General features: G+C 54.4%; 8 protein-coding genes. All 8 read left to right on the top strand.

The window, feature by feature from the left end; all coding sequences use genetic code 11:
• Nucleotides 1-216 precede the first annotated feature (216 nt).
• Nucleotides 217-756 carry a sigma-70 family RNA polymerase sigma factor gene (locus tag PKY88_01005; protein HOQ03779.1) on the top strand — a complete coding sequence of 180 codons (540 nt, stop codon included), beginning with the start codon at nt 217-219 and terminating at the stop codon, nt 754-756.
• Nucleotides 753-2,435: a FecR domain-containing protein gene (locus PKY88_01000; protein ID HOQ03778.1), complete on the top strand. Its 1,683-nt coding sequence runs from the start codon at nt 753-755 to the stop codon at nt 2,433-2,435. The genes PKY88_01005 and PKY88_01000 overlap by 4 nt, the downstream gene beginning before the upstream one ends.
• A gap of 47 nt (nt 2,436-2,482) precedes the next feature.
• On the top strand, nt 2,483-4,729 hold the full coding sequence (locus PKY88_00995; protein ID HOQ03777.1) for an immunoglobulin domain-containing protein: 2,247 nt from the start codon (nt 2,483-2,485) through the stop codon (nt 4,727-4,729).
• A gap of 53 nt (nt 4,730-4,782) precedes the next feature.
• Entirely contained in the window at nt 4,783-6,993 is a 2,211-nt protein-coding gene (locus PKY88_00990) for an immunoglobulin domain-containing protein (GenBank protein ID HOQ03776.1), read from the top strand.
• 147 nt (nt 6,994-7,140) lie between these two features.
• Nucleotides 7,141-7,839, top strand: a complete 699-nt coding sequence (locus tag PKY88_00985) for a PEP-CTERM sorting domain-containing protein (protein ID HOQ03775.1) — start codon at nt 7,141-7,143, stop codon at nt 7,837-7,839.
• Nucleotides 7,840-8,050: 211 nt separating this feature from the next.
• Nucleotides 8,051-8,881, top strand: a complete 831-nt coding sequence (locus PKY88_00980; protein HOQ03774.1) for a prepilin-type N-terminal cleavage/methylation domain-containing protein — start codon at nt 8,051-8,053, stop codon at nt 8,879-8,881.
• Between the two features lie 125 nt (nt 8,882-9,006).
• Complete coding sequence (locus PKY88_00975) at nt 9,007-10,479, top strand: BNR repeat-containing protein (GenBank protein HOQ03773.1); 1,473 nt, start codon at nt 9,007-9,009, stop codon at nt 10,477-10,479.
• Between the two features lie 26 nt (nt 10,480-10,505).
• Entirely contained in the window at nt 10,506-12,374 is a 1,869-nt protein-coding gene (locus PKY88_00970; protein ID HOQ03772.1) for an immunoglobulin domain-containing protein, read from the top strand.
• Nucleotides 12,375-12,377 lie beyond the last annotated feature (3 nt).

Raw genomic sequence — 12,377 nt, 5'->3', positions numbered from 1 at the left:
AGCAGCCGTTCGAAAAAAGTTTCATTCCGGCTCAGTACTTTTCCGGAATGACCCTGTTTTTTGGGTCAATAAAGCCGTTTTTATAACCCATTTTGCCTTTATCGGACCCCGGTTAGCCCATCCAGCGAGATTTTTTCAAATTAGCCCCTCCATTTTTTTAAAATAGAGAAATAATTTAGGGAATGGGTGGGGAATGGACCATTCCGTAGGGACTTTATGGACCTCGAAAGACGTGAACAATCTCGAAGTGATGAGTTCTTCAAACTGCTGATGAACAGCCAAAAGGTGATTTATGCCTATATTCTCTCGATGGTTCATAACTGTCCCGATGCAGATGATATTATGCAGGAAACGATGACCCTGATGTGGGAACGTTTCGACGAGTTTGAGCGGGGGAGCAATTTCGGAGCCTGGGGGATTAAAATCGCTCGCTTTAAGATTCTCAATTATTTCAAATCCAAGAACCGCGACGAAGAACTGTTTGATGAATCACTCCTGACGCAGATTTTGGATTGTTATCATCGGAAAATGGATGAGATGAAGGTGCGCATCAGTGCTCTGCAGGAATGTCTGAAGAAACTGGATAAGCGGGATAAAAAACTGATTGAGATTCGCTATGAACAGGGTCTGAAGATTACCGAACTGGCCGAGCGGATTGAACGGCCGGTTCAGGGGCTTTATAAGGCCTTGGCACGCATTCATACGGTCCTGCATCGCTGCGTCAACCAGACGATTCATCAATGGGGATTTCGATGAAAAAAGATATTTCGACAGAGTATCAGCTCAGCGAGCTGATTTTGTTGGTGCTCGAGGGGGGCAGCACACCGGAGCAGAGACGGCGTCTGACGCAATGGCTTCGGGAAGACCCGGAGGCAATGGAGTACTATGTTGAATATATGATGCAGTATTCCGCCCTGACGCAGCCGGGCGATATTGCGATTGTGGATTTGCCTGAGGAAACGGTTTCGCCGGTACTGGAAACGTCGCTCTGGATGGCCCTGTCGGCCTTTGAACAGCAGGCGGAGGCGGTGGAGGTTGCAAGACCGGCCCCCGTTTTGCCGGAACCGGAAAGAAAAGCGGCGGCTTCTGTGCCGACGGCCGTCAGCAAGTTTTCCCTGTATGCTTTGCTGCTGTCCACGGCGGCGCTGGTGTTTTTGATTGCCTATGCGTTTTTGTCCCCGGCCGGACGGGGCAAAGAGGTCGCCACGCTTCTGGAGACCATGAATGCCCGCTGGGGTTCGCCGGAACGGGGCATCCGCGAGGGGATGTGGCTGAATACCCAGATGGAACCTATATGGCTGCGGGAGGGGATTGCCGTCCTTCAGTTTGACAACGGAAGCCGAGTTGTGCTGGAAGGTCCCGCCGAATTTACCCTTCTGACGGATGACCAGATTCAGCTCCGTCACGGCCGGCTGTTTGCCTCCGTTCCCAAGACAGCCATCGGATTTACGGTCAGTACACCCTTTTCCAAAATTATCGATTTGGGAACCGAATTCGGGGTGAAGACCGAGCCCGAGAGGATGGAGGTTCACGTAATGGCCGGCAGGACGATGCTGATTTCGGGCACGGCTAGGACCTCCAAAACTCAGCTGGAGGTCCGGGAGGGGTTTGCCAAGGCGGTCAGCGCCGCCGGTGTCGTGCAGGATATTGCTCTGAAGAAAGAGGCCTTTGTCCGCCGGCTTCAGCCGCAGACACAGTTTGTCTGGCGGGGGCAGAATGTGAATCTGGCGGATATTGTCGGCGGCGGCAACGGCTTCGGGACCGGACGATTGAACGCCGGCATTGATTATCAGGGAACCATTGATTTGCTGGAGACGTTTACGTCAGCGGAAGGGCCGAAACAATATGTTCCGGTTCGCTCCAGTCTTTTTATCGACGGTGTTTTTATCCCGAACGGCCGCTCGCAGATTAACTCCAATGGTCTGACGTTTGAATTTGAACCGACCAACGGCCGCTACTGGCTGGGTGTGCTCAACGGGGCCTGGCATCAGATTGCTCTGACAGTGAAGGTGCCTCGCCATCAATTGCGGCTGAACGGCAAAGAATACGGCACGCCGGACAGCCCCGCCATCTATTTGAGCAGCAATCAGGGGGTCACTTTTAATCTTCAGGCGATTCGCGAATATACAAAGATGAATATCCGGCGGTTTACGGCCCTGTGCGGGCTTTCGGAAACGTACCGCGATTACTGGGAGATTATGAAGCAGTACCCGCATTTTCCACAGGAGCCGACCGCCTCTTTTTATGTCCTGGTTGACGGGAAGGTCCGCTTTGTTCAGCAGGATATGACGCCCGGCGAACCGGCTCGGCAGGTTGTCGTGGACATCGGGCCCGAAGACCGGTTCCTGACTCTGGCGACCACGCAGGGCCGCGACAAAACCAATAATGGCGACTGGACGCTGTTTGCCGAACCGTTCCTCGAATTGCAGGAATAGATTTCGGAAAAATCATAACAACGGATCCGTATTGAAATGGAGGATGTATGATGAAGCGAGGTTTGGTACTTCTTCTTGCAGGATTCTGGGGGATGACAGCGGGGGCATATGTCCCTTCTCTTCTGATTGATGACTTTGCGGACGGCAATTTATCGGAGTATGTGCTCACGTGTGTTCTGGACCAGAATACGGCTCGTGCAGTCAGTTTTACGACTGCCGACGGGGTTCTTCGGATAAGCAAATCCTCCGGTACTGAGGCCGAGCAGGTTGTTTTCTTGAGGGATGATTATTCATTGGCCGTAGGCGATTTGCTGGTAGCGGATTTGGCCTGGGGTACGACAACTCGTGCCGATATCGGGATTGCCGTAGCGGCGACCAAGACACCGCCGGCACTGGCTCCCGGCACCAGCGGCGAAGTCCGCCAGGATTATATCGCCGTCTATGTGCAGGCCGACAATAACAACCTCAAAGGGGTTGTGATCAACGGGACCTCAGTCGGCCCGACTCTGTATGCCGGCGGCCTGCCTGCGGACCCCAAAATTCACGTTACAGGTCTGTACATTCGCCGCGACAGTGCCAATACGTTCACTTTGGGCTATATCGTGGACAAGACGACTTATGTCGATTTTTCGACGGCGACGATTGACAATACAAACATCGGCAATGCAGTCGGTTTCTTCGGGGATGTCCGCAGTGTAACGACCTACGGAGACCTTGACAATTTGAGAATCGAAAGTTCGCTGTTCGGGCCGCACAATCCCGACCCGGTGAACAATGCAACCCAGGCGGGAATTCCTATCGGCACAACCGGAGATGTGGATGTGATGCTTCAGTGGAATGCCGGCTTGGATCCGGCCAATCGTTCTCAAATCAATCCGCTGATTAAAAAGCATTATGTGTATCTATCCAAAAATCAGAACATGACAAGCGACCCGAACCTTTATTATGCGGCGACGGTCAATCAGATCGGAGGCAATCTGACCTCTTCGTATATTCCTGAGCCGGCTCTGAAGGCCAGCGGCAAGTATCTTTGGAAGATTGAACATGCTCTGGATAATGGGCAGGGCGGTGTGTATCCGCCGGGTGAGCCGAATAACATTGTCGGCCCGACCTGGACATTCGAGACGATTAGTATGGAGCCGATTATCCAGAGGCAGCCGGTTTCGACCTCGGTACGTCTGGGGCAGTCGCTGTCTCCGGCATTCAGTGTTTCCGTATTCAGCGTCTCGCCTGTAAGTTATCAGTGGTACTATTCGGCGGATGCCCAGATTGATGCTTCGGATACGCAGGTCGGCGGCAATTCCCCGACCCTGTCGATTGCCAATGCTTCTCTGGCCAATCAGGGGCATTATTACTGCCGCATCTGGAACGAGGCGACCCAAAGCGGCGGCGGTCCGAAGCCGGATGTCTATTCGAATGTGGTTTCTCTGACGGTCGGACGGCTGGTGGCTGCTTACGGCTTTGAAAACAATCTCAATGACTCCAGCGGCGAAGGCAACCACGGCCAGGCGTTTGACCTGTCATTGCCGGAACCGAGCCAGGCCAATCTGGTCTTTACGACCGACCGGATTCAGGGAAGCTACGCCCTCCAGCTGAACGGTGTCGGTCAGTATGTGGATTTCGGGATGTCGGCTTATCCGAAGGCCGGACCGTTGGCCGGCGGCATCGGCGGCGGACTGGATGAAGGTACCATCACCTGCTGGGTGAAGGCCGCCAAAGTTGGAGGACTTTTGTCCAATTACAATGACGGCACGACAACCGGCTTTGCGATGAGTCTGGAAACCAGCGGCACGACGGCGGATGCCCGTATCAACGTCCGCGGCGAAGCGGCCGAAATCGTCACGGCTCAGGGCCGGCCTTCTATGACCGGCTTTGATATGCTCACCGACAATCAGTGGCATATGGTTACGACGGTTTGGAAAGCGGGCACCCTCGGGCGGGTTTATGTGGACGGGGGGATTGTAGCAGAGGATACCACACTCGGCACGCCGGCGCTGTATGCGGCCTGGCAGCGGGGGGTTCTGCTCGGCGCTACCCGCACGTTTGCCGACCGGAATGTCCTGGCCAACTTCTACGGCGGTCTGATGGATGACCTGCGGGTGTATAACTATGCCTGGACGCCCGCGGAAGTTGCCGCCGAATATACGCAGATAACCGGAAAGCCGGCCTGTGTAGAGCCCAATTTTGACGGCAGCCAGTTCAATTTTGATAATACCGCTTCTTCATACTGCCGAATTGACCTGGCGGACTTTGCGGCCTTTGCAAGTCGGTGGCTGGCTGACGGATTGTATTAAACGCGGCAATAAACGGGATACTCAACACGATGAAAATAAGAGGAGAAACGACGATGAGAAAGATGATGCTGACGGCAGTGGTTTGCCTGTGCAGTCTTGCGGTCCAGGCCGTGGATATCGGTCCTTACCCCCTGGATGCGGATACGCTCCATTTGTGGCGGTTTGATGTGGTCAAAGATGGCGTCATTCATGATTTGGTGCGGACCAGTCCGATTGATATGGCTTTTTACAACAATGCCGCTCTGGCGGCTTCCAATGCCGGATACGGCAATGCGGCCAATACCTATGATAATGCGGCCGGCAATAACGGCCCCTTTGTCGGACGAGTCGGCGATTATAACCAGACGATTCTGATTTCCGATTTGACGGGCCCCAACGGCGAGTTTACGTTTGAGGCCCTGGTTCGTCCGGATGTCCCGGCCGGTTCCCTGAAGGGACATATGGAGATTCTCAGCTGCGAGACGGATGCGGGCGCGACGGACCGCGGGTTTCAGCTGCGGATACAAAATACGGGCACCACACTTCGGTTCCAGACCCTTTCGGGCTCGACAACCGCGTTTGATGCTCCTATTACGTATACCCCGGGCCAGTGGTATCACGTGGCGGTGACCTACAGCGGCACGCCCAATGTTTCCGGCAATCTGAAACTCTATTGGACTCCTATTGCTTCGGCCACATCGGCTGTCCAGGTTGGCGGACCTTTCACGATGACGGCGGATTTGGATGCGAATGATGCAACCAAGCTTTGCATCGGGAATGAGCTGCGGAGTTTTTCTCTTGCGGATGAAAATTTTGATGGGTTGGTAGATGAGGTGCGCATCAGCCGCATTGCCCGCCAGCCCGATCAAATGCTGCTGCGGACAGAGGTACCGTGGGTGACCAACCCGGTTCCCGCTTCCGGCGACCAGGCGGTTGATTTTGACCTGACTGCTCTTCAATGGGATAATGCCGCAGCGGCCAATGTCACAACCTATTATCTGTATATCCAGCATAGTGAGCCGAATTTCGCATTTGTTTCGCCCGTGGTTGTGACCGATTTGGTCAATCCGATTACGGCCCCTGTGACCCTGTCAGACGGCCAGGTCTATTTCTGGCGGGTGGATGCCGGCATTAATAACTCCGGTCCGAATGACCCCAATACACTTACCGGCCCCATCTGGAGTTTTAAGACCCTTACGCGTGTGCCGGCCTTTACGGTGCATCCGCTGGACCAGGCCGTTTTTGCCGGGCAGACCGCCCAGTTCTCTGTGGAATTGGTGAAAGAAGCCGGCGCGACCTACAGGTGGTATAAAGGCACTGAGCCGCTATCTAATGGTACAACCGCCTGGGGGTCTGTGATTTCCGGTGCCGATACAAAACAGCTTTCGATAGCCAATGCTCAAGTGCAGGACGAAGACGTTTATTTCTGCCGGGCGACTAATGAAGCCGGTTCTGCGGATTCAAGCAGTGCCGCCCTCCAGATTAAACGGCTCGTCTCGCATTATCCGCTGGAGATTCTGAACGGCAATACGTCGCCTGATGTTGTCGGCGGCAGGGTTATGACGCTGATGCAGGAAGGCACGGCCGGTCTTCCGATGCTCGATACGAACGTGCCGGCTCCGTCTGTGGGTCTCTACAGTCTGCGGTTTGACAACGGGGACCATGCGACAGACCCGAACGGCCGCTATGCCCAGCTGCCGGCCGGAGCGGCGGATTATAAGGACATTACCGTGACGGCCTGGGTCTATTGGCGGGGCGGGGCCAACTGGCAGCGGATTATCGACTTCGGCAATGACACGTCCCATTATATGTTCCTGACACCCAGCAACGGAAGTGAATGCCGGTTTGTACTCAACAACGGCTCCGGCGAACAGATTGCTTCCACCGCCCCTCTGCCGACTAATCAGTGGGTGCATGTAGCCGTTGTGCTCGACGGCAATACCGGCCGGATTTATATCAACGGCGAACCAAAAGCCCAGAATACAGCGATGACGATTAATCCGGTCAATTTCCATCCGGCCCAAAACTACGTTGGGCGAAGCCAGTTTGCGGCAGATGCCGAGTTTGACGGCTGGATTGATGATCTGAAGATTTACAATTATGCCGTGGATGTCCAGACCATTGCGGCCGAGTTCTTCAATGCGACCGGCATCCGGCCCTGTATGGAACCCAATTTCGACGGCAATCAGTTCAACCTCGATAATACCGGCTCGTCCTACTGCCGCGTGGATTTGGCTGACCTGACGGTCTTTGTCCAGAAATGGCTGGCCAGCGGTCTGCAGTAAACGATAGAGTTTTCCCGGCAGGGCTTCCTGCGGAGGGAGGCCCTGCTTACCGCAAAAAAAGTGTGAAGTGTGTTGTGTGTGAAGTGTTGGATGTGTTTGGAGTGTGGAACAAGTTTCAGTGAACCCAATTTGTGGAGGATGTGAAAGATGAAAAAAGCATCTGTTTTAGTCCTGATGGGGCTGATGAGTATGGCAGCCCAGGCCGTTTTGATTGACGACTTCAGCGGCGATTTAAGTGCCTATACGGACACGGTGATTCTGGATGCCAACGGCGGGGCTTCGAATGTCAGTACATGGCAGATTGTCGATGGAACGCTTCAAATCAGCACCTCAACGTATGACGGCATTGAGCAGCATGCCTTCATCCGCAGCGGCCTGACCCTCGGTGTCGGCCAGGAACTCCAGGTCGATGTGGTGGTTGGGGCGACAGGTTCGCAGGATATCGGTCTCTATGTCGGCGGCACAGCCCCTCAGACCGGTGTTCGCAAGGATTACATTGCGATGTATCGCCGCAACTCCGGCCAGCTGTTCTCCCGCGGCTTCGATGGGACGACGGAATATACGTTGGCCGGAAACTGGACCAACAATATTCCGATTGACACCCTGTTTATCGCCCGTGTTGAGGAAAACAAGTATGAGGCAGGCTGGTACTATCAGGGGACTCGGAATGTTCTGGTAACCCGTACGCCTGCTTATGCCAATGCTGGCACGGTGGTAGGTTTCTATGCCGATATTCGGGGAGCCGGCGTGGTCGGCAGTCTGGACAATCTGCGGATTTTTGTTCCGGAGCCGGCGACGATGGCCCTGCTGGGACTGGGTGCTCTGCTGGCATCTCGCAAGCGCTAAGAACGGTTTAGGATAAGAGGCAACATTATTCAGCTGCAGGCCGGGAACGGCCCGGTCCGCAGCCCTTTTTGAGAAAGCCGAAACTGTTTTTATCCTAATGATCATTTTTGCGAAATCGCTATTCGTGTGAAAAGTTCTTTTCGTGTGATTGTCATTCCCGCGAAGGCGGGAATCCAGAGAAACAGGAGTTCCGTCTTTTCAGGAGAGTGTTGTGGCAGACAAGATGATTAAGAGAAGAAGGGGATTTACCCTGATTGAACTGCTGGTTGTAATTGCAATTATTGCTCTGTTATTGTCGATTGTTATGCCGGCATTGAAAATGGCCAAGGAGCAGGGCCGCAAGATTGTCTGCAAGAACAATTTGTCTCAAATCGGCAAGGCAATGGAGATGTACGAAATGCAGTACAACTACAAACGCTTTGCCATTCGGAAAGACGGCTCGGAAACGAACGACTACTGGATGGGCAAACTGGCTCCCTATTCCGACAACACCTATTATGCTCAGCAGTATCAGGAGGGCAAAAAGATTGATATGCTCCTGTGCCCGTCTGCGCCGTATGCCAAGTTTCAGGCGGACCCGACCGGTCCCTATGCCAATCCGTCCGGGCAGTACGGCACGGCGACGATGCCCTGGTCGTGGGCCCGCTCGACGGGGATTTCCACAATCGGAAGCTACGGGATCAACGGCTGGGCCGGGCTGGATTATTATTACGAAAGCGACTCGATGTATGCGCCGTACTTTTTCAAAAACTGGATGGATATTTCGCCGACTGTGCCGCTGTTTGCCGACTGTGTCTGGACCGTCGGCTGGCCGCGCGGCAATGACCTGCCGCCGGATACGCTGCAGGGTTCCACTGCCGCCCAGCTTCCTGCCAACAGTGAGAATATGCGGCGGTTCTGCATCGACCGGCACGGCAGACAAATCAATGTGATTTTCCGGGACCTGCATGCGGATACTGTAAAATTGGAAGTGCTGTGGACTCTGCCCTGGAGCAAAGGGTATAAAGTTCCCAGTCCGCTGCCTCGGCTTCCCAATAAGTAAAAAAACCGCAAACGTACAAAACAGAATTTCAATAAACTGGGGGTGAATCGATGCACCGTCGAACAATCACAAGCACCAAAAATGTTTTCTATTGGGCTGTTTTTGGGGGGGTTGCCTCGTTATGTATGGCGTTTCCGAGCGCAACCAAAATCGGCGATACAACCGTCGCGTCCAATGCAATGACGCTCAGCAGCGGGGCTCCCTACGGATATGCCATCAACGGGCTTTCTTTTCAGCAGGAGGCCCTGATGACCTTTAACGGCTGGCAGTATATCACCTATTATAACAGTTCGCGTTATGTCTGTGTGGGACGCCGCCAGCTTCCCTCCGGCCCCTGGCAGGTTCTGACCCTGACGGATTATACGCTCAGCACAACAACAGATGCCCACAATGTGATTTCGATGGGCATTTGCCCTAATGACGGCACGATTCACCTGTCTTTTGACCATCACGGCGGTGTGCTCCATTATCGAGTCTCGCAGACCGGTGCTGCAACCAATCCCGCCTCCGTAACCTGGAGTGCATCCCTGTTTGGAGCCGTCCGGAATTATCTGGAGACGGGCAAATCGTATTCGAGTGTGACCTATCCGCGGTTCTGGCCGACCCCCGACGGCAACCTTCAGTTCGGCTACCGTATCGGCAGTTCCGGTAACGGGGACTGGGCTATGGTGGATTATAATGCTTCCACAGGTCTGTGGACAAACACGCGAACGGTCATCGGGCGAACCGGCACTTATACAGATTCCCTCGGAAGCAGTACAGTTCGGAATCCCTATCTGAACGGCCCGATCGGCTACGGCCCGGACGGTACCCTGCATCTGACGTGGACTTGGAGAGAAACGGCCGGCGGAGCCAACCACGATATCTTATATGCCTACAGCAAAGACGGGGGACTCACCTGGTACAATAACGAACCGCCCAAAGGACTGCGCGTTGGAACAGGACCGCAGCCGATTCAAACAATGCTCGGTCTGACTTGGATTAACGAAGGCATTCAAATCGTTGGACGCTCCACCGGAGATACGGCTACGCAGGAGTTAATCCTTTTGGATTCGCCGGGGATTCAGGTTGTCACGCTGGACCGCTATTATGGGCTGATGAATCAGCAGGCGCAGGCCGTTGACCCGCAGGGGCGAATTCACACCGTGATGTTTCACTGTACCCCCGAAACCTATCAGGGCTATGCCTGGAGCACCTGGGGGCCGGAAGGGGCTCGACGCTATTTCCACTATTGGCGTGATTCGCAGGGCACGTGGCATCGAAATGAGCTGCCGGATTATGTCGGCAGCCGGCCGAAATTGTTTATCCGCTCCAACGGCGATGCCTTTGTGATTTATCAGTCCCGCCGGACGGTCAATCTGACGGATACCGGTATTTATTTTATGGACGGTGACCTGACGATTCAGGCGGCTACGGCGGCCAATCAGTGGACGGATTGGCAGATCATCCATGTCGAGCCCGGCTTTTTTCTCAGCGAAGCCCTCGGCGACAAGACCCGCTTTGAGCAGGGGGTTCTATCTGTGATGATGCAGGAATCGCCCGGGACAATCGGGGCGGCGACCAACCTGCGGGTTCTGGATTTTCAGATCAACGATTAAACAGCCGATGGATGGGGGATTATTCTGTGAAACGAATCTTAATGATAATCGGGACGGTGCTTGCGATGGCTGCTCCCTGTACGGCGGCCGTTCGCGGCTCCTATACACCGGATGACTATACACTGCATCTGTACCATTTTGACGGAGATGCAAATGATGCTGTTTCGAGCAATCCTATTCATTTAACGCCGGCTTATGGGGCAACGGTTACAGAATCCTCGTACGAAGGATTCGGGACGGCCCTGAATACCTACGAGGGTTCTTCCAATACCTCTGCCAATCAGCCGATTGCCTATGTCGATGAAGTTTCTATCAGTAATTTTACAGGTTCAGACGGGGCGTTTACGTTTGAGGCCGTTATCAGGCCTGCCGGCTCTATTCCCAATCATATGCAGATTATTTCCGGAGAGGACGACAGTTCCTCCACACGCGGCTGGCAGTTTCGAATTAACACCAGCGGCCAGCTGGAGTTTATCAAATTAACCGGTACCCAGGAAAATTTTACGGCTGTTTTGCCGACTGTTGGAGAACACGCCTGGGCTCCGGGACAATGGTTTCATGTTGCAGTGACCTACAATGGTCAGGAGAACACGGGGGGCAACCTGAGCTTTTACTGGACTCGGCTTGATTCCGGGGCTTCGGAGGCCAACCTGCTGGCTTCGTTCCAAATGTCGGCGGACCTTCTGTCTTACCCGCGAATCGACTTTGCCGTCGGCAATGAAGGACGGGATTATTCCGGCGAAAATTTTGAGGGATTGGTCGATGAGGTGCGTATCAGTTCCATTGCCCGCGGACCGGAAGATATGCTTTTGGCTCCGGGCGGTGTGCCGCCGGTCATTCTAAGTCAGCCGTCCGATGTGCGTGTTAGAACGCCGAATGACGCCGTTTTCGAGGCGGTTTTTGAAAGCCAAACTGAACCGACGGCTGTCTGGTACAAAACAGAACCGTCCGGAGAGATGCCGGTGGATACGGCCGGCGGCCGTATCTTTTCTGAAATCATTTTTGATAATCAGACTCAGCAATATACGGCTCGGTTGGTGTTTACAGAAACTTTGGTCTCAGATGCCGGCTTTTACTATTGCAGAATATCGAACGCAAGCAATGTCCAGCGTTCAAGTTCTGCCGCTCGTTTGTTGGCGGAAGGGCTCGTAGCATATTGGACGCTGGATGTGTCGGATTATGCGGACGGGATGTATGTGGACACCGTATCCGGACGTACGGCATCGGTTTGGGGGGTTCCGGTGTTTGTGGAGGGGGCAGACGGGCAGTCGCTGGGGGCGGTCCAAATCAATGCGGATTCGGGCTGGGCGGTGACGGAGCCGCTGGACTTGACAGGCGGGACGGGTGCGATGACGCTCAGTCTGTGGGCCCAACGGCCGTCCGGCATGTCTTTGGGGTCGGATGTTCAGATGGAGACCTGGCCGCAAGGGACGCTTTTGTCTGTAGAGGACGGTTTGTCTTCGGGAGGCCGCTGGCAGCACATTTGTGTAGTTTACACAGGCACATCGGCCCGGGTTTATGTGGATGGAGTGTTTCGGACGGAAGGGCCGTATGTCTTGCCGTCGGATACGACGGCTCAGCTGACGCTGGGCGGCTGGATAGGGGGTGTGGAGATATTTGAAGGGCGTTTGGATGATGTGCGGATTTATAATTACGGGCTGAGCGAGGAGGAGGCTGCAGAGGTTTATTATGAGATGACAGGGGTGGGGGTTTGTCTGTTGGGTCATACGAGCGAGTATGATTTAACGGGCCCGGCAGGGGCGCCGGATTGTGTGGTGGACCTGTATGATTTGGCGGTGTTTGCCTCCGTCTGGCTGGAAATGTATACCCTGCCTGACTTGGCCGGCTTGGCCTCCCAGTGGCTTGTTTGCACATACTATCCAACCTGCAATTAAGGT

The organism is Anaerohalosphaeraceae bacterium (genome assembly GCA_035378985.1).
GTDB lineage: Bacteria > Planctomycetota > Phycisphaerae > Sedimentisphaerales > Anaerohalosphaeraceae > JAHDQI01.
The sequence above is the reverse complement of the archived record's forward strand: the minus strand, read 5'-3'. Positions and strand labels throughout refer to the sequence as shown.